At 67.4% G+C, this 20,301-nt stretch carries 22 protein-coding genes; 11 read left to right on the top strand and 11 right to left on the bottom strand.

The window, feature by feature from the left end:
* Positions 1-187: 187 nt before the first annotated feature.
* The gene (locus MJ603_RS12670; protein ID WP_243064083.1) at positions 188-934 is read right to left on the bottom strand and encodes a class I SAM-dependent methyltransferase; all 747 of its coding nucleotides are present in this window, start codon (positions 932-934) and stop codon (positions 188-190) included.
* An 88-nt stretch (positions 935-1,022) separates the two neighbouring features.
* On the opposite strand from MJ603_RS12670, the gene MJ603_RS12665 reads away from it, so the two are divergent.
* A complete protein-coding gene (locus tag MJ603_RS12665) occupies positions 1,023-1,607 on the top strand; it encodes an exonuclease domain-containing protein (protein WP_243064082.1) in 585 nt (194 codons plus the stop codon).
* A gap of 111 nt (positions 1,608-1,718) precedes the next feature.
* Positions 1,719-3,074 (top strand): DNA recombination protein RmuC, encoded by a 1,356-nt coding sequence (rmuC, locus tag MJ603_RS12660; protein WP_243064081.1) that lies wholly within the window; start codon positions 1,719-1,721, stop codon positions 3,072-3,074.
* Positions 3,075-3,107: 33 nt separating this feature from the next.
* On the opposite strand, the gene glpX is transcribed toward rmuC, so the two are convergent.
* A complete protein-coding gene (gene glpX / locus MJ603_RS12655) occupies positions 3,108-4,082 on the bottom strand; it encodes a class II fructose-bisphosphatase (protein WP_243064280.1) in 975 nt (324 codons plus the stop codon).
* A gap of 243 nt (positions 4,083-4,325) precedes the next feature.
* Here glpX and fbaA point away from each other — a divergent pair, with 243 nt between their 5' ends.
* Entirely contained in the window at positions 4,326-5,354 is a 1,029-nt protein-coding gene (fbaA, locus tag MJ603_RS12650) for a class II fructose-bisphosphate aldolase (protein WP_243064080.1), read from the top strand.
* Between the two features lie 132 nt (positions 5,355-5,486).
* Here fbaA and MJ603_RS12645 read toward each other — a convergent pair whose 3' ends face one another.
* Both MJ603_RS12645 and MJ603_RS12640 read right to left on the bottom strand, forming a co-directional pair.
* Positions 5,487-6,107, bottom strand: a complete 621-nt coding sequence (locus tag MJ603_RS12645) for a DUF6264 family protein (protein ID WP_243064079.1) — start codon at positions 6,105-6,107, stop codon at positions 5,487-5,489.
* Positions 6,104-7,135, bottom strand: a complete 1,032-nt coding sequence (locus MJ603_RS12640) for a 4-hydroxy-3-methylbut-2-enyl diphosphate reductase (RefSeq protein ID WP_243064279.1) — start codon at positions 7,133-7,135, stop codon at positions 6,104-6,106. Before MJ603_RS12640 ends, MJ603_RS12645 begins: the two co-directional genes overlap by 4 nt.
* Before the next feature lie 56 nt (positions 7,136-7,191).
* Here MJ603_RS12640 and xseA point away from each other — a divergent pair, with 56 nt between their 5' ends.
* The 5 genes from xseA to MJ603_RS12615 are packed head-to-tail and all read left to right on the top strand — an operon-like array spanning position 7,192 to position 11,505.
* Complete coding sequence (gene xseA / locus MJ603_RS12635) at positions 7,192-8,430, top strand: exodeoxyribonuclease VII large subunit (protein WP_243064278.1); 1,239 nt, start codon at positions 7,192-7,194, stop codon at positions 8,428-8,430.
* A gap of 33 nt (positions 8,431-8,463) precedes the next feature.
* Positions 8,464-8,745 (top strand): exodeoxyribonuclease VII small subunit, encoded by a 282-nt coding sequence (locus MJ603_RS12630; protein ID WP_243064078.1) that lies wholly within the window; start codon positions 8,464-8,466, stop codon positions 8,743-8,745.
* Between the two features lie 3 nt (positions 8,746-8,748).
* Entirely contained in the window at positions 8,749-9,402 is a 654-nt protein-coding gene (locus MJ603_RS12625; protein WP_243064077.1) for a DUF4245 domain-containing protein, read from the top strand.
* Positions 9,399-10,025 (top strand): carbonic anhydrase, encoded by a 627-nt coding sequence (locus tag MJ603_RS12620; protein ID WP_243064076.1) that lies wholly within the window; start codon positions 9,399-9,401, stop codon positions 10,023-10,025. Before MJ603_RS12625 ends, MJ603_RS12620 begins: the two co-directional genes overlap by 4 nt.
* 58 nt (positions 10,026-10,083) lie before the next feature.
* The gene (locus MJ603_RS12615) at positions 10,084-11,505 is read left to right on the top strand and encodes an aspartate ammonia-lyase (RefSeq protein WP_243064075.1); all 1,422 of its coding nucleotides are present in this window, start codon (positions 10,084-10,086) and stop codon (positions 11,503-11,505) included.
* A gap of 80 nt (positions 11,506-11,585) precedes the next feature.
* Here the strand turns inward: MJ603_RS12615 and MJ603_RS12610 are convergent, their stop codons facing one another.
* From MJ603_RS12610 to MJ603_RS12595, 4 genes are all read right to left on the bottom strand, one after another.
* Entirely contained in the window at positions 11,586-12,158 is a 573-nt protein-coding gene (locus MJ603_RS12610) for a prepilin peptidase (protein WP_243064074.1), read from the bottom strand.
* Positions 12,159-12,317: 159 nt separating this feature from the next.
* Positions 12,318-13,703 (bottom strand): PhoH family protein, encoded by a 1,386-nt coding sequence (locus MJ603_RS12605; protein WP_243064277.1) that lies wholly within the window; start codon positions 13,701-13,703, stop codon positions 12,318-12,320.
* Positions 13,704-13,953: 250 nt separating this feature from the next.
* A complete protein-coding gene (locus MJ603_RS12600) occupies positions 13,954-15,066 on the bottom strand; it encodes an aminotransferase class V-fold PLP-dependent enzyme (RefSeq protein WP_243064073.1) in 1,113 nt (370 codons plus the stop codon).
* 58 nt (positions 15,067-15,124) lie between these two features.
* Positions 15,125-15,913 carry an isoprenyl transferase gene (locus tag MJ603_RS12595; RefSeq protein ID WP_243064072.1) on the bottom strand — a complete coding sequence of 263 codons (789 nt, stop codon included), beginning with the start codon at positions 15,911-15,913 and terminating at the stop codon, positions 15,125-15,127.
* 64 nt (positions 15,914-15,977) lie between these two features.
* On the opposite strand from MJ603_RS12595, the gene MJ603_RS12590 reads away from it, so the two are divergent.
* Positions 15,978-16,781: a hemolysin III family protein gene (locus MJ603_RS12590; RefSeq protein ID WP_279239275.1), complete on the top strand. Its 804-nt coding sequence runs from the start codon at positions 15,978-15,980 to the stop codon at positions 16,779-16,781.
* Between the two features lie 34 nt (positions 16,782-16,815).
* Here the strand turns inward: MJ603_RS12590 and MJ603_RS12585 are convergent, their stop codons facing one another.
* The 3 genes from MJ603_RS12585 to mca are packed head-to-tail and all read right to left on the bottom strand — an operon-like array spanning position 16,816 to position 19,143.
* Entirely contained in the window at positions 16,816-17,976 is a 1,161-nt protein-coding gene (locus tag MJ603_RS12585; RefSeq protein ID WP_243064071.1) for an SLC13 family permease, read from the bottom strand.
* A gap of 24 nt (positions 17,977-18,000) precedes the next feature.
* On the bottom strand, positions 18,001-18,279 hold the full coding sequence (locus MJ603_RS12580) for a hypothetical protein (protein WP_243064070.1): 279 nt from the start codon (positions 18,277-18,279) through the stop codon (positions 18,001-18,003).
* A complete protein-coding gene (gene mca / locus MJ603_RS12575) occupies positions 18,280-19,143 on the bottom strand; it encodes a mycothiol conjugate amidase Mca (RefSeq protein WP_243064069.1) in 864 nt (287 codons plus the stop codon).
* 107 nt (positions 19,144-19,250) lie between these two features.
* Between mca and MJ603_RS12570 the strand changes: the two genes are divergently transcribed.
* Positions 19,251-19,709 (top strand): DUF4307 domain-containing protein, encoded by a 459-nt coding sequence (locus MJ603_RS12570; RefSeq protein ID WP_243064068.1) that lies wholly within the window; start codon positions 19,251-19,253, stop codon positions 19,707-19,709.
* Between the two features lie 86 nt (positions 19,710-19,795).
* Entirely contained in the window at positions 19,796-20,287 is a 492-nt protein-coding gene (greA, locus tag MJ603_RS12565) for a transcription elongation factor GreA (protein ID WP_243064067.1), read from the top strand.
* Positions 20,288-20,301: the final 14 nt, after the last annotated feature.

Here is a 20,301-nt window from a genome sequence, read left to right as displayed (position 1 = left end):
GAAGCACAGAGCGACGACGGTCATCCTTGCGTCCACCACCGACATCGTCGTTGGCACGGATGAGCGCCTCGGCCGTTTCACGATATATCGCGTTTTACGATTGAGCAAGACCACATTTCGCGACCCGCTCGACTGAGCATCCCGCACAGGGTCGACGCCGTCCGCACCGAGGGTGTCGAGACTGCGGTCAGGGCCTGGTGTAGCGGAACGCCATCGTCACATAGGGCAGTGCGATGGTCTCCGAGCCGGCCGTCTTCTCATGCGTGTCGAGCAGTCTGCGCACGCGGTCGAGCGTCTCTCGCTGCTGTTCGGGCGTCATCACCGCGTAGTAGCTGCGTGACCTGACGAGGTCGAGCATCCCTTCGCGCGTATACGGCTGAGACCATTCGAACTGGGTGCGTTCGGGCTCGCCGAAGGGCGCGTGAACGTGTGGGTCGTCCATGCCATCGGTGTATTGATCGCCGTCTGCGTGCATCGCGACGCTGAGCTCGCTCACCCAATCGACCCGGTCGTCCCTGGAGTTCCAGATCAGTCCGAGGTGGCCACCCGGCTTGAGCACGCGACCGACCTCCTCCGACGCCTTCGACGCCTCGACCCAGTGCCAGGCCTGTGCGAAGGTGACGGCGTCGGCCGACTCGTCGGGCAACGGCATCCGCTCCCCCGTGCCGACCAGCGTCTCGACCCCCTGCACCGTCTTACGGAGCACCTCGAGCATGTCCGGCGAGGGGTCGACGGCGACCACCTCATGGCCCGCGGATGCCAGTGCTCGCGTCAGCTTGCCCGTTCCAGCGCCGACGTCGACGACGTGAGCTTCGTCCTCGCGCACCAGCCAGGCGACGGCCTCCGCCGGGTACCCGGGTCGGGATGCCTCGTACACGTCGGCGACACCGCCGAACGAGAGTGCGTGCTCGAGTTTCTGGTTGCGCGACTGCATGCCTCAACGTTAGGCCGCCGACCGCCGAACTCGTGCCACGCCGAGTCGCCTCGACGTGGCGTCGGGAGCGCGTGCCAGCATGAATTCCGTGCCACTGGACTTCACTGCCATCGACTTCGAAACCGCGAACTCCAGTAGCGCGTCCGCGTGCTCCGTGGGACTGGTGAAGGTGCGAGCCGGTCGCGTGATCGACACGGCGGGCTGGCTGATCAGGCCGCCGTACGGGCACGACGCATTCCTGGAATGGAATATCCGAATCCATGGCATCCACGCGAGTGACGTGACTCATGCCGCCGGCTGGGTCGAGCAGCTCGATGACCTGATGGCGTTCGCCGGCGAAGACGCACTGGTGGCTCACAACGCCGGCTTCGACATGGGCGTGATCCGCGGGGCGTGCGCGGCCACCGGCATCCGCTGCCCGTCGTACGACTACCTGTGCAGCCTTCAGGTGGCGCGCAAGACGTACACGCTCGACTCGTACCGACTGCCCGTCGCCGCGATGGCCGCAGGCTTCGAGGGATTCAACCATCACGAGGCGCTGGCGGATGCCGAGGCCTGCGCCGCCATCATCGTGCACGCCGCGAAGCGGCACGGCGCCGGCTCCATCGCCGAGCTCGCCGCGGCCGTGCCGGTGCGCGTCGGGCACATCGGCGACGTGGCCCAGGCTGCCTGAGTTCACGCCCGACGTCACCGGCTCTCGGTCTGGCGAATCCGACGCCGACGGTGTCGCGCTGCGCTGGCGGGGCATGCACCGGATGTCGGCGGCCACTGCGACCATGAAGCCATGGACGTTCTGCTGCTCATCATCGGTCTCGTCGTCGGCGCCATCGCCGGCGTGCTCGGCGGTCTCACCCTGGCGCGCCGCCGCACCACCGAGACCGTGGAGCCCGGCGTCGATCCGGCCGTGATAGCGGCAGAGCACGCGATCGAACTGGCCGAGGTCAGGGCGCAGGAGCAGTCGGCGCAGGCATCCCTTCGCGAGCAGCTCGCCGCGGTGTCGGCCACCTCGCAGGGTCTTCGCGAACGCATCGAGCGACAGCAGCAGCAATTCGAGGAACTCGCCGACCGACAGCGCGCCGAGATCGCGGCGCAGCGCGAGCGCGAGCAGGCGGAGAGCAAGGTGCTGCAGGCTCTCGCACCCGTGAGGGAGTCGCTCACCGGCATGCAGCAGAAGGTCGCGCAGCTCGAGGAGCAGCGCAGCAGGCAGCACGGCGAGCTCACGCAGCAGCTCAAGTCGGCCACCGAGTCGGAGGAGCGACTGCGCGGAACGGCGGAATCGCTGGCATCCGCGTTGCGTTCCAACAGCACGCGCGGCGTCTGGGGCGAGACACAGCTGCGTAGTGTCGTCGAGGCTGCGGGACTCATCGAGCGCGTCGACTTCGACGTGCAGTCGAGCATCACCACCGACGCAGGCGCCGGACGACCCGATATGGTCGTGCACCTCCCCGGCGGCAAGAACATCGCTGTCGACGCGAAGGCGCCGTTCAATGCGTTCCTCGAGGCCAGTCGTATTCCCGCCACCGCCTCCGGCGAGGAGGCCATCAAGCGCGAATCACTGCTCAAGCAGCACGTGAAGGCCGTGCGCGACCACATCACCACGCTGGGCAGCAAGACGTATTGGGAGGGCCTGGATGCCTCACCCGAGATGGTGATCGCGTTCATTCCGAGCGAGTCCCTGGTGTCCGCCGCGATGGAGGCCGACCCCACGATCATGGAGTTCGCGTTCGGCAAGCGCGTGGCGCTCGCCTCCCCCGTGACGCTCTGGTCGGTGCTGAAGACCGTCGCGTTCAGCTGGCAGCAAGACGTGCTGACGCAGGATGCGAAGCTGCTGTTCGACCTCAGCCGTGAGCTCTACTCCCGCCTGGCGACCACCGCCTCGCACATCGACAAGCTCGGACGCGCGATCAAGGGCACGGTGAACGACTACAACAAGTTCGTCGGGTCGCTCGAGCGTCAGGTGCTGCCGTCGGCGCGCAAGCTGAACGCGCTCGACGAGTCCAAGGTCATCCCGCCGCTCGGGGGCATCGAGGAGTCGCCGCGCGAGCTCACCGCGTTCGAGCTCGTCGGGGCGCTCGACGCCGACTCGGAAGCCGACGAGGCGCCGATGGAGCCGATCGCGATCGGCGATCACCGGCGCTGAGTCGGCGCAGCGCCGCCGGCCCGGCGAGGCCGCTCACCACCACTTCGACACGAGGTGCTCGGCCGAGACGCGGCGCACGGTGCCCGACTTCGACCGCAGCACGATGCTGCTGGTGTGGATGATCGGGCCGTCGCGCCGCACCCCATCCACGAGGCCGCCGTCGGTCACACCGGTCGCGACGAACAGTGTGTTGTCGCCCGCGACGAGGTCGTCGAGCTCGTACACCCGCCCCAACTCGAGTCCCGAATCCGCTGCGCGTGCGGCCTCCTCGTCGTCGCGCGGTGCGATGACCGCCTGCATGAATCCGCCGAGCGCCTTGATCGCGCACGCTGTCGTGATGCCCTCCGGGCTGCCACCGACGCCGACGCACACGTCGATGCGGGTGCCGTGCCGCGCGGCGTTGATGCCGCCGGCGACATCCCCGTCCAGCAGCAGCCTGGTGCCCGCACCCGCCGCGCGAATCTGGTCGATCAGCTCGGTGTGCCTCGGGCGATCCAGCACAGCGACGCGCAGGTCGCCGACATCCTTGCCCGTCGCCGCAGCGAGCGCTCTGAGGTTCTCGCCGATCGGACGTCGGATGTCCACAACGCCATGCCCCTCTGGCCCCGTCACGATCTTGTCCATGTAGAACACGCCCGAGGCATCCAGCATGCTTCCGCGGTCGCTCACCGCGATCACAGACAGCGCGTTCTGCCGACCGGCAGCCGTGAGCGAGGTGCCGTCGATCGGATCGACCGCGATATCGCAGGCCGGCCCTCTGCCCGTGCCGACGTGCTCCCCGTTGAAGAGCATCGGCGCCTTGTCCTTCTCCCCCTCGCCGATGACGACCACGCCGTCGAAGTCCACTGTCGCGAGGAACGCGCGCATGGCATCCACGGCCGCGCCGTCGGCGTCGTTCTTGCGGCCCTTTCCGATCCACGGAGTCGCCCTGATAGCGGCGGCCTCGGTCGCCCGCACCAATTCAAGAGCGAGGTTGCGGTCGGGATTCAGGACGCCGGCATCCCGAATCGGAACCTCCTGGCGCTCGAAGCGCGACGGTTGTGCAGCGGACGGGGCGGTGCTGATGATGGTCACACTCCAACCCTCCGCCGATCGGGCCGATTCTTCTCGCCGAGCGCCGTCAGAAGTTCTGGGATTCTTCACAGCGCGTGAAGTCAGCGCAACCGCGGTGGCCGGTTCAGGATGCCTGACCACCGGCATCCGCTGGCTAGACTCGTGCTGATTCCCGCCTACGTCTTTCTTGGAGAAGTCATGCCCATCGCGACCCCCGAACAGTACGCAGACATGCTCGACCGCGCGAAGAAGGGCGGCTTCGCCTACCCCGCGATCAACGCCGCATCATCGCAGTCGATCAACGCGATCCTGCAGGGCCTGACCGAAGCCGGCTCGGACGGCATCATCCAGGTGACCACCGGCGGAGCCGACTACTTCGCCGGCCAGAGCGTGAAGGCTCGCGCGACCGGCGCCCTCGCCTTCGCCCGGTTCGCCACCGAGGTTGCAAAGAGCTACCCGATCACCGTCGCACTGCACACCGACCACTGCCCGAAGCCGGCGCTCGACGATTTTCTCCTGCCGCTCCTCGCAGCATCCGAGGAAGAGGTCAAGGCCGGACGCAACCCGATCTTCCAGTCCCACATGTGGGACGGGTCGGCCGTGCCGCTCGACGAGAATCTCGAGATCGCCCAGGACATCCTGAAGCGCATGAAGGCCATCCACGCGATCCTCGAGGTGGAGATCGGCGTCGTCGGCGGCGAAGAAGACGGCGTGAAGCACGAGGGCACGAACGAGGCGCTCTACACGACCGTCGGCGACGTCACGAAGGCCGTCGAGGCGCTCGGTCTCGGCGAGAACGGCCGCTACATCGCCGCTCTCACATTCGGCAACGTGCACGGCGTCTACAAGCCGGGCGGTGTGAAGCTGCGCCCCGAACTCCTCGGAGAGATCCAGGCGGGCATCGCCGAGAAATTCGGCACCGCCGCGAAGCCGCTCGACCTCGTGTTCCACGGCGGATCGGGTTCCTCTGCTGCCGAGATCGCCGAGGCGGTCTCCAACGGTGTCGTCAAGATGAACATCGACACCGACACGCAATACGCGTTCACCCGATCAGTGGCCGGGTACATGTTCGAGAACTACGACGGTGTGCTCAAGATCGACGGCGAGGTCGGAAACAAGAAGGCGTACGACCCGCGCGCGTGGGGCAAGGTCGCGGAGACGGCGATGGCGCAGCGCGTGATCGAGGCGACGCAGCAGCTCGGCTCGGCCGGCCAGTCCGGCAAGTAGTCGCCTTCCGCCACCCGGCGACGCACAATTCAGCACGATTCAGGCAGAACGGCCCGAAGCTCGGGGTTCCCGGTCTTCGAGCGCTCGCTGTGCCTGAATCGTGCTGCGGACGGCTATGACGACGTCGCCCGGTCAGCCGAGATGATTCATGTACTGCACGAACGTCGGGTCGTGGAGGAACAGGATCAGGTAGCCCACGCCGCTCAGAACGCTTGCGAGTATTCCTGCGACCAGGGGAATCCAGAAGGCGATGTGCCCGCGAATGATCATCCAGGTCGCCAGCGCTGCTGCGACGACCCACAGCACCAGGAATGTGAAGGCGATCACATCGGCGACGGTCGACGTCAGCGAGGTCGCGGTGTAGTCGCCCGTCAGGCCGAGACTGCGGTATGCCTCATCGATCTGGCCGGCGATCTGGCTGCGGCCGGCGAAGCCGGTGATCACGTTGTAGAGCCCGAGCACCAGCAGGGCGATCGTGACCACCCGGTCGAACGGATGCCGAAGGAACGGCGACGCCCCTGGCACCCCCTGCGCCGGTCCACCCTGCGCCGGGTGCGACGGGAACTGTGTGCGACCCGGGTAGGGCGGGTGCTGCTGTCCGACATCCGTCTGCTGCTCCGAAGCGGCCTGAGGATGCTCTGCAGGCGGCGCATAATGCGGGTTCGCCTCTGGCGTCTTGATCGCTGCACGCTGCTCGTCGGGAGTGGCGTATTCGCCGTACTGCGGACGGGGCCGCGAATGCTGGTCGCTCATCGCGCCCTCCCGCCGAGGGCGCGGGCATCCTGAGCGCCGGACTCGTCGTGACGCAGCTCTTTCGGCAGCGAGAACACCAGGTCCTCCTCGGCCGTCTCGACGATCTCGACGTCGCCGTAGCCGGCATCCGCGAGGTCTCCGAGGAGTTCCTGCACGAGAACCTCGGGCACGGATGCCCCACTCGTCACGCCGATCGTGCTCACGTCGTCGAGCCACTCCTGTTTCACTTCACTCGCGTAGTCCACGCGGTGGGCGGCCTTCGCCCCGTTCTCCAGCGCGACCTCCACGAGGCGCACCGAATTGGACGAGTTGGACGAGCCGACGACGATCACGAGGTCGGCGTCCTGCGCTACCTTCTTGATCGCCACTTGGCGGTTCTGCGTCGCGTAGCAGATGTCGTCGCTGGGCGGATCGGCAAGCTTCGGGAAGCGCTCCCGCAGCAGGCGCACGGTCTCCATGGTCTCGTCGACCGACAGCGTGGTCTGCGAGAGCCATACGACGCGCTCCGGGTCGCGCACCTCGATGCGGTCGACGTCGTCCGGGCCGTTCACCAACGTGACGTGCCCCGGCGCCTCGCCGGCAGTGCCTTCGACTTCTTCGTGCCCGGCGTGACCGATCAGCAGAATCTCGTAGTCGTCCCTGGCGAACCGCACCGCCTCGCGGTGCACCTTGGTCACCAACGGGCAGGTGGCGTCGATCGCCAGCAGTCCACGGTCGGACGCGGCCTGCACGACCGAGGGGGCCACGCCGTGCGCGCTGAAGACGACATGGGAGCCCTCCGGCACCTCGTCGACCTCGTCGACGAAGATCGCGCCGCGCTTCTCGAGCGTCGACACCACGTGGATGTTGTGCACGATCTGCTTGCGCACGTACACCGGCGCGCCGTAGCGCTCCAGGGCTTTCTCGACGGCGACGACAGCTCTATCCACACCCGCGCAGTATCCACGGGGTGCGGCGAGCAGCACCCGTTTGGGTCCGACCCCCGGGATATCCTTGAGCCTGCCTCTTACGCTGGGCACGCGCGGCATCGCCAGATCGATCGTGTCGCTCACATGCCGATACTAGTTTGAGCGCCTGAAGGGAACTGAGCGTGACGGATGCCCTGCCCACCGTGGAGACGCCGTGGCCGGTAGCGATCCTCGCCGGCAAGCTGCGCGACTACATCGACCGGCTCGGAACGGTGTGGGTCGAGGGTGAGATCACGCAGTGGGGCGCCAGCGCCGGCAACGTCTACGGCAAGCTGAAGGACCTCTCGGCCGACGCGACCATTTCGTTCACGATCTGGTCGTCGACCAGGGCGAAGATCCCCGCCGATCTGAAGCAGGGCGACCGCGTCGTCGCCCTGATCAAGCCGAACTACTGGTTCAAGGGCGGCACGCTGTCGATGCAGGTCTACGACATGCGCCACGTCGGCATCGGCGACCTGCTCGAACGCCTCGAACGCCTCCGCGCACAGCTCCGTCAGGAGGGCCTGTTCGACGCATCGCGCAAGAAGGCGCTCCCATTCCTTCCGCACTGCATCGGGCTCGTGACCGGCAAGGACTCCGACGCCGAGAAAGACGTGCTGCGCAATGCCCAGTTGCGCTGGCCCGCTGTGCGATTCAAGGTGCGGCACGCCGCAGTGCAGGGCGATCGGTCGGCGGGCGACGTGGCGTCCGGCGTCCGCGAACTCGATGCAGACCCCGAGGTCGATGTCATCATCGTCGCCAGGGGCGGCGGTGACTTCCAGAACCTCCTGCCGTTCAGCGACGAGAACCTCGTACGCACGGCCGCGGCGTGCTCGACCCCGCTGGTCAGCGCGATCGGCCATGAGAACGACCGGCCGATCCTCGACGACGTCGCCGATCTGCGCGCCTCCACTCCGACGGATGCCGCCAAACGCGTCGTTCCCGACGTCGCGGAGGAGCTGCTGCGCGTGCAGCAGGCATCCATCCGCATGAGCGCTCGCGTCACGAACCTGCTCGGCCACGAGATCGACCGCATCGCCCAACTGCGCTCGCGGCCCGCGCTCGCCTCGCACGGTTGGATCGTCGACTCCCGCGCAGAGGAGCTGACCCGGTTCGTCGCACGCGGCGCCGAACTCGTAGAACGCGGCCTGGAACGGGCGGACACCGCGACCCGTGAGCTGGCCGTTCGTCTTCGCAGTCTCTCCCCGCAGAGCACGCTCGACCGCGGCTACTCCATCGTGCAGGGACCGAACGGCATCGTGCGTGCGGCGGCGGATGCTCCGGCCGACACCCGCCTGCTCGTCACGGTCGCCGACGGCGCCATCGATGCCCTCTCCACAGGCCCCCACGTTGGCGGGTCCTCCCCAGGGGCGTGAACGCCCAGCCGACCATCGAGCCTCGACCATAGAATGGATGGCATGCCCCCCGACCTCGTCAGTTCCGCTGAGCCGAGCCTCGCCGACCTCAGTTATGAGCAGGCGCGCGACGAGCTGATCAGCGTCGTCTCGCGGCTCGAGCAGGGCACACCGACGCTCGAGGAGTCGCTCGCACTGTGGGAACGGGGCGAGGCGCTCGCCCGTCGCTGCGAGGAATGGCTGATCGGCGCGAAGGCGCGACTCGATGCCGCGCGCGCGGGTGTCGACCGAGCCTCCGGCGCAGGCGACGACGACCCGCAAGGGAGCGCGGCCTGACCGATGGCGAGGATTGAGCACCCGGTCGTCGCCGAGCTAGGGCGGCCGGAGACCGCGCGGGAGACGGCCAGCCGCAAGGCACAGGCATCCGCAGACCACAGGCGGCACCAGACCGTCAACAACCTGGTGTATTCGCTGCTGGCCACCGTCGCGCTGGTCGTCGTGATCGTGCTCATGGTGCCGAGAGCCTCCCCCGCTCCGACGAAGAGCGTCGACTACGCCCAGATCGCGAAGCAGGGCTCGGGGGTCGAACCAGACCCGTTGCTCGTGCCGAGCGTTCCGAAGACCTGGACCTCGAACTCCGCTCAGTTGCGGCAGGAGACCGACGATCATGTCGACGCGTGGTACATCGGCCTGATCACACCCTCGCAGCAGTACATCGGTGTGTTGCAGGGGTTCGATGCGAACGCGACCTGGCTCGCCACCCAGGTCGCGAACACGCATTCGGTCGGAACCGCGACGCTCGACGGCATCACGTGGAACATCTACGACAACCGCGACACCAGCCGCGACGTCGGCGACGCGAAGTACGCCCTGGTCACGAAGCAGGGTGCCAGCACGGTCGTGCTCTACGGCACGGCGTCGAACGACGACTTCAAGGAACTGGCGGACTCTGTGAGCAAACAACTCGTCTCGGATTCGAAGGCAGGTCGATGATCGACAAATCACCGGCGGATGCGTGGAGCCAGCTCCAGGCAGGCAACAGGCGGTTCATCGAGGGCACTCCGCAGCATCCGAGACAGGATGCCGAACGTCGCGCAGAGACGGAAACCACGCAGGCACCGGTCGCCGCCATCTTCGGATGCAGCGACTCGCGCCTGGCCGCCGAGATCATCTTCGATCTCGGCCTCGGCGACGCGTTCGTGATCCGCAACGCCGGTCAGGTGATCTCCGAGTCGGTGCTCGGCTCGATCGAGTACGCCGTCGCCGTGCTGCACGTTCCGCTGCTCCTCGTGCTGGGACACGACCGCTGCGGTGCGGTGCGCGCCGCCATCGACGCGACGGCTCCCGACTCCGACCGCCTGCCGCCGCACATCGCCGACCTGATCGCACCGATCCTGCCTGCCGTGCGCCGCGTCGCAGGCGAGTCTGCCGACCCGGCTCAGGTCGACGCCGGCGAGGTCGGCCGTGAGCACCTTCACGACACCGTGGGCGAACTCCTCCGACGCAGCGAGCTCACGGCACAGGCCGTCGCCGACGGCGAGCTTGCCATCGTCGGCGCCAACTACCGGCTGAGCGACGGCACGGTCGTTCCCGACCTCGTGGTCGGGAACGCTTAGGCGACCCGAGACCACATCAGACGCCATCCCGATCAGATCAGAACGAGGAACTGAAACCATGGACAGCCACCATCCCGACGCTGCGACCGACTACCGCATCGAGCACGACACGATGGGTGAGGTGAGGGTTCCCCGTGACGCGCTGTACGGCGCGCAGACGCAGCGCGCGGTGGAGAACTTCCCGATCTCCGGATCGACGCTGGAGTCGGCCCAGATCGCAGCGCTCGCCCGCATCAAGAAGTCCGCAGCCCTGGCGAACAAGCAGCTCGGCGTTCTCGACGGCGACATCGCCGACGCGATCGCGGCGAGCGCCGACGACGTGACCTCCGGCGCCTACGACGCCGAGTTCCCGATCGACGTGTACCAGACCGGCAGCGGCACGTCGTCGAACATGAACATGAACGAGGTGCTCGCCACGCTGGCGACGCGCCGTCTCGGCCGCCCGGTGCATCCGAACGACCACGTGAACGCGTCGCAGTCGTCGAACGACGTCTTCCCCACCTCCGTGCACATCGCCGTCACCGGGGCGCTCATCGACGAGCTCATCCCTGCGCTCGACCACTTGGCCGTGGCGTTCGAAGAGAAGGCGGAGCTCTGGAAGGATGCCGTCAAGTCCGGCCGTACCCACTTGATGGATGCCACACCGGTCACGCTCGGGCAGGAATTCGGCGGCTACGCGGCGCAGATGCGCATCGGCATCGAGCGGGTGCAGTCGGCTCTTCCCCGCGTTGCGGAGGTTCCGCTCGGCGGAACGGCCGTCGGCACCGGCATCAACACACCTGCCGGATTCCCTCAGCTGGTCATCGAACTGCTCACCGCCGAGACCGAGCTGCCCATCACCGAAGCGCGCAACCACTTCGAGGCGCAGGCCAACCGCGACGGCCTGGTCGAGGCATCCGGCGCCCTGCGAACCATCGCGGTGAGCCTGACCAAGATCAGCAACGACCTGCGCTGGATGGGTTCGGGCCCGAACACCGGCCTTGGAGAGCTGCACATCCCCGATCTGCAGCCGGGTTCGTCGATCATGCCGGGCAAGGTCAACCCTGTCATCCCCGAGGCGACGCTCATGGTCGCCGCTCGCGTGATCGGCAACGACGCGACGATCGCCTGGAGCGGTGCGTCCGGCGCGTTCGAACTGAACGTGGCGATCCCCGTGATGGGCACCGCGCTGTTGGAGTCGATCCGGCTGCTTTCCAACGTGACGCGCGTGCTCGCAGACAAGACGGTTCGCGGACTCGAGGCGAACATCGAGCGCGCCAGGGCCCTGGCCGAGTCGTCGCCGTCGATCGTGACCCCGTTGAACAAGATCATCGGCTACGAGGCCGCCGCGAAGATCGCGAAGCACTCCGTCGCCGACGGCATCACGGTACGCGACGCCGTCATCGACCTCGGCTTCGTGGAGCGCGGCGAGATCACCATCGAGCAGCTCGACGCGGCTCTCGACGTTCTCAGCATGACCACGCCGCCGAGCGCGAAGTAGACACCTCACACGACGCCCGCCCGCCCGCCATCATCGAGTTGTGCAGGCGGGCGTCGTCGTCTCCGCACGCGATTCCGAGCTCAGACGAAGAACGGCACTGCGGCGACGGATGCCCAGAATCCGCCGAGCAGGTACGGCCCGAACGCAATGCTCCCGCCCGTCCCGCGCGCGACGAGCGCGGTGATGGCCGCGACTCCTGCGGCCAGAAATCCCAGGACGACCGTGCCGACCACGATCACGGCGGAGACTCCCCCGCCTGCCGTGGCGAGCACGACGGACAGCTTGACGTCGCCCATACCGACCCCTCCGGCCAGGGCGAGCAACGCGAAGAATACGCCGACGGCTACCGCGGCGAGCGCGGCTCCTGCCGGCACGTGTCCGTCGGCGAGGCCGCCGAACGCCACACCGAGCACTGCCACGGCGAGTCCGGGGACGACGAGCCGGTTGGGCAGGCGATGCTCGGCGATGTCGACGCGGCACAGTTCGGGTGTGGCGAGCGCGAGGTACAGGCATCCTGCCAGCTCGAAACGCACCCCGACCGCGGCGATGCTCAGTGCACCGAGCGCAACGGCGAGCGGCAGCTGCCACGCAATCCGACGTCCGACAGTCGTGGAGCCGGCCAGGCGAGGTGGACGACCGAGGGAGAGCGACACGACCCAGACCCTAGCGACCGAGCGGGCATCCGTGCTGCGACTGTCCACAGGAACGTTGGCCGCCACACGACGTGGGTCCCGCACGACGAAGAGCCGCGCACCGGAACGGATCCCGGTGCGCGGCTGCCTGCGGTCGGATGCAGGGCCTGCTGGCGAGTCTTACCCGATCTCGCCGAACTCGAGCAACTCGGTCACGAGCGCCGCGATCGCCGAGCGCTCGGAACGGGTCAGGGTCACGTGCCCGAACAACGGATGCCCCTTGAGCGTCTCGATCACGGATGCCACGCCGTCGTGTCGTCCAACACGCAGGTTGTCGCGCTGCGCGACGTCGTGTGTGAGTACGACCTTCGAGTTCTGCCCGATGCGGCTGAGCACCGTGAGCAGCACGTTGCGCTCCAGCGACTGCGCCTCGTCGACGATCACGAACGCGTCATGCAGGGAGCGGCCGCGGATGTGCGTGAGCGGCAGCACTTCGAGGATGCCGCGCTCCAGCACCTCCTCGATCACGTTCGGTGAGACCACAGCGCCGAGCGTGTCGAACACCGCTTGCCCCCACGGCGTCATCTTCTCGCCCTGGTCGCCCGGCAGGTAGCCGAGCTCCTGACCGCCCACCGCGTAGAGGGGGCGGAACACCATGATCTTCTTGTGCTGCTGCCGCTCGAGCACCGATTCGAGTCCTGCGCAGAGCGCGAGCGCCGACTTGCCGGTTCCTGCCCTGCCGCCCAGCGACAGGATGCCGATCTCCGGGTCGAGGAGCATCTCGATCGCGAGCCGCTGCTCGGCCGAGCGACCGTGCAGGCCGAACACGTCGCGGTCTCCACGCACCAGCTTGAACCTGTTGTCACCGACGACACGGCCGAGGGCGGAACCTCGGTCGGAGTGCACGATCAGCCCCGTGTTCACGGGCAGGTCGGCGACGACGTCGGTGGTGAGCTCCTCGTGCTCGTAGAGCTTCGCCATGTCGTTCGACCCGAGGTCGACATCCGCAACGCCCGTCCATCCGGACTCCGGCGCGAGCTCCGCCCGATACTCCTCGGCGGTCAGCCCGATGGAGGCTGCCTTCACGCGAAGCGGCAGGTCCTTGGACACCACCGTGACAGCGAGCCCGTCGTTCGAGAGGTTCTGGGCTACCGCGAGGATGCGCGAGTCGTTGTCACCGAGCTGCAGCCCGCTCGGAAGAACAGACATGTTGGAGTGGTTGAGTTCGACTCGGAGGGAGCCGCCATCGCCGACCGGGACAGGGAAGTCGAGTCGCCCGTGGCGCACTCTCATCTCGTCGAGGAACCGCAGCGATTGACGAGCGAAATACCCGAGTTCAGGATCGTTGCGCTTGCCCTCGAGCTCGCTGATCACGACGACCGGGATCACCACGGAGTGCTCGGCGAACCGGAACACCGCCCTGGGGTCCGACAGAAGCACCGACGTGTCGAGTACATAGGTGCGCTCCGCCTGGTTCGTCGACTCCTTCCCGTCCGATTGGCGATCGAGTGCGGGCTCGTCCGAAACCAGGGCCGAAGCCGCCGACATCGGTTCACGGGTTTGCATCGCGGTCACAACCACTCCCACCCCACGCGGCCCATCAAGGCACTGCGCGGATCTTGTCGACGAGGCGGCCGCACGTTGCAAGACGATCATCTCGGCCGTCTCGGTCGGGCGATGTGCCCGACAAGGCTGACGCTAGGCCTGGCGGCAGACATCCGCTCGGAGGACACGCGCCGCGCAGTGTTACCGGCCGGTGAACTCTGCGACCCACAACGTCGGGCGTGTCCGGCTCGACGGCCCGCTCGACGGTCGGTTACGCCGTCGCGTACGACGTGAATGCCGCGCGGACCATCTCCAGCGTCTCGTCGCCGCAGGAGACGTGCGCGCTGACTCGCACGTTCCCGGCACGTGAGGTCGCTGTGATGCCGTGGTTGAAGAGCGCCGCACTGAGCACGGTGAGTTGTTCCTGCGGCGGCTCGAGTACGACGATGCCCGCGCGCTCCGGGGTCTCACGCGCCGACGCCACGGGTACGGCGAACTCGTCCGCCAGATCGATGATGCGGTCGACACGGTCGGCGACGGCAGCCTCGATCACATCGACGCCCACGGATGCGACCTCTTCGAGTGCGGCGGACAATCGCGCTTCGGCGACGCTGTCCGGCCTCGCGACCGAGAACGCACCCGCACCCGGCATCGGCGGCAGCACCTCGTCGAACGGATCGATCACACCCGAGCCGGTATGACCGCTCCACACCGGCGTGAGGTTGTCGATCGCTCGCTCCGACAGCGCCATGAACCCGGCACCCCATCCGGCGCGCAACCACTTCTCGCCTCCGACGACCACCACGTCGGCCACCTCGTAGGGAGCGTCGACGACGCCGAACCCCTGCACGGCGTCGACGACCAGCAGGCGGTCGTCGATGACCTGGCGGATGCCGTCGATGTCGGCCACCCATCCGGTGCGCGAGTCCACCAGGCTGACGGCGACCGCCGACACGGATGCCGACAGCTGGTCGCGCATGGATCCGGGCGTCACGCGACCGTGGTCGGTGTCGAGCCAGGTCGGTTCCGCGACGTGGAGCGCCTCGGCGGCACGCGCGGCGGCGAAGGTGATCGAGGGGAACTCGGCACGGGAGAGCAGCACGCCCCCGGTGAGGCCGAACATGGCGTGCATCAGGCCGCTGCCCACGTTCGGCTGAAACACGATCTGGTCTGGCGGGAATCCGGTGAGTTCGGAGGCGGCGACGCGCATCCGCTCGTCCTCGGCGCGCAGCGCGTCCAGCGATCCGAAACGCGCCTTCGAGAGCACCTCGTCGACGCCGTGCACCTCTGCGATGACGGACGCCGAGAGCGGGCCGACGCGCGCGAAATCAAGATAACCGGGTTCTTCCAGGAAACCCTCGGCGAATTCGTCGACTGTTGTCACTCGACCTCCCAGATCCATTCTGCTGCTGTCGCGGGGGCGTACAGCAGGGGGAACGTGCTCATCCACCGTAGCGGCGGTGCCTGCGCGAGTAATCGCGTACCGCACGAAGGAAGTCGACCTCACGCAGGTCGGGCCCGAGGGCCTCGACGAAGTAGAACTCGCTGTGCGCGCTCTGCCACAGCATGAAGTCACTCAGCCGTTGCTCGCCCGACGTACGGATGACGAGGTCCGGGTCGGGCTGTCCACCGGTGTAGAGGTGTGCACCGATCAGGTCGGGCGTCAGCCGCTCGGCGAGATCTTCCAGGCTTCGCCCGTCAGCGTGATGTTCGGCGACGATGCTGCGCATGGCATCCGTGATCTCCTTGCGGCCTCCGTAGCCGACCGCGAGGTTGACGTGCATGCCCTTGTGGCCAGCGGTGCTCGACTCTGCATCGGCGAGCGCCTTGACCAGACGCTTGGGCAGACCGACCGTCGTTCCGACGTGCTGCACGCGCCACTCCCCCTGCACCGAGACTTCGTGCGCCAGGTCGGCGATGATCTCGATCAGGTCGGCCAGTTCGCCGCTGTCGCGGTTCGTCAGGTTGTCCGACGAGAGCAGGTAGAGCGTCACGACCCTGACCCCGAGCTCGTCGCACCAGCGCAGGAACTCCCGCATCTTGTCTGCGCCCGCTCGATGCCCGTGCGCGACCGTCTCCAGGCCGAGCTGCCTCGCCCATCGCCTGTTGCCGTCGATGATCATGGCGACGTGCTGCGGCACGGCGTCGACGTCGATGCTGCGCCTCAGGCGGTTCTGGTACAGCCCGTAGAGGAAGCCCGGGCCTGGGCGCGGGATCCTGCGAGACGTCACGTGGATACGTTAGCGCGCACGGACTCCCAGCCAGACTCTCACGGCGCTCGCTTAGGCTTGCCGCATGTCTCGCACTCCTCGCGACTATGTCGACGTCGGCGCACAGCTCGATCAGCCGGCCGAGTCGCTGTCGGCCGCCGACGCAGCCGTGAAGGCCGACGACGAGCGTGAGGGGAACATCCCCAATCTGCCCCTGGTGGATGCCTCGGCGGCGAACCCCGCGGACATCAAGCCCACCTGGCGCGGATGGATCCATGCCGGGACGTTCCCGGTCGCGATCGCCGCCGGCATCGTGCTGATCTGCCTGGCGCAGGGAGCTCCGGCGAAGTGGGCCTGTGCCGTCTTCATGCTCACCTCGATGCTGCTGTTCGGCAACTCGGCGCTGTACCACCGCTTCAACTGGAAGCCGCGCACCAAGGTCGTGCTGAAGCGCATCGACCACGCCAACATCTTCTTGCTGATCGCGGGAACCTACACTCCGCTCGGCGTGCTCGCGCTGCCGACGCAGGAGGGCGTCATCCTGCTCTCCATCGTGTGGGGCGGAGCGCTGCTGGGCATTGCGTTCCGGGTGTTCTGGATCATGGCGCCGCGCTGGCTCTACGTTCCGCTCTACCTGCTGCTCGGCTGGGCAGCGCTGATGTACGTCGTCCCCCTGGTGAGCGCGAATGCCGCGATGATGGTGCTCGTGTTCATCGGCGGCGGCCTCTACACGCTCGGTGCTCTGGCGTACGGGTTCAAGCGGCCCAATCCGTTCCCCGGCAGATTCGGCTTCCACGAGATCTTCCACACGCTGACCGTGCTGGCCTTCCTGTGCCACTGGGCGGCCGTCTTGCTGATCGCACTTCACCCCGCGTACCACGCAGGCTGATCGCGGGTCGGCCTACCGGCATCCGTCTGGCGTCTCAGCCCAGCAGCACGAGCACACCGGTCGCCGCGGCCACCGTCACCGGTGCCACGACGAGCCCGATCAGCATGTATCTGCCCCACGGAACCTCGACGCCCAGGCGCGCGAGCCTGCCGTGCCAGAGCAGAGTCGCCAGTGATGCCCACGGCGTGACCAGCGATCCGGCATTGACGCCGATCAACAACGCCATCAAGTGCAACGGATGCTGCGCCACAGGCTCCAGCGCCAGATACGCGGGCAGGTTGTTCGCCGCGTTCGCACCGAGGAGTCCCAACGCCGAGGTGCGGAAGAGCTCCGCGGCTCCCGAGCCGGTCCCCGTTCCGGCGAGGCCGCGGAGCACTTCGGTCAGGCCGAGAGCGTTGACCGCCCCCATCGCGACGAAGAGGCCGACAGCCAGCACAAGGGTCTGCCAAGGCACGAGCGCAGGTCGCACGGCGTCGCGCCGAATCACGAGGAACACCGCCAACAGCACGGCCGCGGCAGTGCAGGCCGGAATCCACACCGGGACGCCCGACACCAGCGCTGGGAGCAACGCGATCACCACGACGGTCGTCCAGATCACGAGCCGGCGATCGAGGACCTCGACACACTCGGTGGTCTCGTAACGAAGGGCGAGCGTGTGTCGCCCGATGAACGCGATCACGCCGATCGGAACGAGCACCGCCACGATAGCGGGCGCCCAGCTCAGTGCAAGGAACCCCGCCGTGCCGACGTCTCCGAGCCGTTGCTCGGCGAGCAGGTTCGTGAGATTCGACACCGGCAGCAGCAACGACGCGCAGTTCGCGAGCATCACGGTGGTCAGGGCGAACGGCATGGGGTTCACCCGCACCTGCCGGGCCATCGTGATCACGATCGGCGTGAGCAGCACCGCTGTCGTGTCCAGCGACAAGAAGACGGTACTGACGACCGCCACCGCGACCGTGAGCAGCCACAGCAGCCAGGAGCTGCCTCGTGCGACCCGCGTGGTCCACGCAGCGATGATGTCGAACAGGCCGGCAGCGGCAGCGAGTTCCGCCACGATCGTGATGGCCACCACGAACAGCAGAACCGGCCAGACGCGGTCGAGGAGCGTCAAGCCATCCTGCGCCGGAAACTCGCCGACCAGGATCGCGACACCTCCCGCCGCGAGCAGCGCGAGGCCGAAGATCAGGCTCCGCATGCTCGTGCCGGAAAGGACTCGGCGTCAGGAATCGGACGGTCGGTCGCCGCGATGATCGACCTCGATGTCCGTGCGGCCTGCAGCATCGGCGGCGGCCTGCTCGGCGTCGAGCTTTGCGTTCACCTCTGCCCGGTACCGCACACGCCGCACCCGCCGCATCATGTCGATGATGAGGAGGATCACCGCCACCGCGATGAGGAACGTGATGACGAATCCCCACACCCCGGGCGTGACCGTATCGGCGTTCGGTACCTTCGGCGACGGGGACGGCGTTGCTGCCGCAAGCACGAGCTGGGAGAGCACTTACGCGTCCTCGATTCCGGTGAAGAGGTCGCTTTCGGGCACCGTGGACGGAACCTTCGAGTCGATGAGCTGGAAGTCTTCGTACGGCCACGCCTTGCGCTGCACGTCGTTCGGCCAGAAGAAGAACGAGCTCTCCGGCGACACCTGGCTCGCGTGCGCGCGCAGAGCGGCATCCCGTGCGTCGAAGAAGTCGGCTGCCGGCACGCTCGTCAGGGTCAGTTCGGGAGCGTCGGCGAAGCGCTCGAGCATGCCCTCGAAGTGCTCGAGAAGCGGTGATTCCGGGTCATCGGCTCGCACCTGCTCGAAGACGCTCGTGAAACGCTTCGCGTTGAACGTGCGCTCGTAGTAGAGCTTGCCGATCTGCCACGGCTCCCCCGCTGCCGGGTACCTGTCGGCATCCGCCGCCCACTCGTAGGCGGCGACCGAGACGTCGTGGCACCTGATGTGGTCGGGATGCGGGTACCCGCCGTTCTCGTCGTAGGTGATCAGCACCTGCGGTTTGAAGTCCCTGATCACGGTGACAAGAGGCTCGGCCGAGATCTCCAGCGGAATCGCTGCGAAGGAGTTCGGTGGCACGCTGCCGTCGTCGCTCGGCATACCGGAGTCGACGTAGCCCAGCCAGCGGTGACGGATGCCGAGAACCCGCGCCGCCGCATCCATCTCGATACGACGCAGCCCCGGCAGGTCGCGCTCGGCCATCGACCTCGCTTCGAGCCCCTCGTTCAGGATGTCTCCACGCTCGCCGCCCGTGCAGCTCACCACCATCACTTCGACGCCGCGGCTCACGTAGTAGGCGTACGTCGCTGCACCCTTGCTCGACTCGTCGTCGGGATGCGCGTGCACAGCGAGCAGACGAAGTGTCACGAAGGGTCACCGTCAATCTTTGGGCGAGTTGTGCGTGAAGGGGCGTTCAGTTCAAGCACGTAGGCTTGCAGTGAAAGCCTAATCGTTCGATCTGCGGAGGTCGTCTCGTGCCCGAACCCACGGCATCCGCGCCCGTGACTGCTCAGGATGCTTCGGCCGCCTCGGCGGGCATCGGTGCGCGTTACGGGCGCACCGCCGCCCGCAAGCGACGGGATCGCTGGCTGCTGATCGGTCTCGGCGCGTTCATCGTCGTCGTGATGGCGTGCTGGACGGTGTGGGCGGGCCTCGACCAGGTGAACGGCACGGGCGTCAACGCGGATTCGGGCGCCGACCAGGTCGTGGATGCGCAGCACGTCAAGGTTTCGTTCACCGTCTCGTCGGATGCCGGTGCCTCCGTGGCCTGTGCCATCGAGGCGCAGAACGTGGAATTCGCCGTCACGGGCTGGAAGATCGTGCAGCTTCCGAAGTCGTCGAAGACCACACGATCCTTCACGACGACGGTGCGCACGACGGAGCCCAGCGTCTCCGGATCCCTGGACTCCTGCTGGCCATCAGCCACTCGCTGACCTAGAATGCTCTGATACGCCCTGACGGACACGTCGGGGCGTCGATGTACGTAAGCCCGTTTTTCGTCAGCCCCCGAGGAGTTCACATGTCGCAGGACACGCAGGTCACTTTCCTGACCCAGGAGGCGTACGACCGTCTTGCCGGTGAACTCGAGCAACTCAGCACGGTCGGTCGCTCCGAGATCGCCAAGCGCATCGAAGCGGCTCGCGAAGAGGGCGACCTCAAGGAGAACGGCGGGTACCACGCTGCCAAGGACGCCCAGGGTGTTCAGGAAGCGCGCATCGTGCAGCTCACCGATCTGCTGCGTCACGCCAAGGTCGGCACCGTGCCGGAGAGCACGGGCGTCGTCGAGCCCGGCACGGTGGTCACCGCCGTCATCGGTGGCGACGAAGACTCGTTCATCATCGGCAATCGCGAGATCGGCGACGGCAGCGAGCTGTCCGTCTACAGCGAGGCAAGCCCTCTCGGCTCGGCCATCCTCGGCCTGAAGGTCGGCGAGTCCACCTCGTACACCGCACCGAACGGGCGCGAGATCGCCGTCAAGGTCACGAATGTGGAGACGTGGACCGGTCAGTGACCCCTCCAGCTCCC

The sequence above is a fragment of the Humibacter sp. RRB41 genome (genome assembly GCF_022761015.1).
In the GTDB taxonomy this organism is placed as follows: Bacteria; Actinomycetota; Actinomycetes; order Actinomycetales; family Microbacteriaceae; genus Humibacter.
The sequence above is the reverse complement of the archived record's forward strand: the minus strand, read 5'-3'. Positions and strand labels throughout refer to the sequence as shown.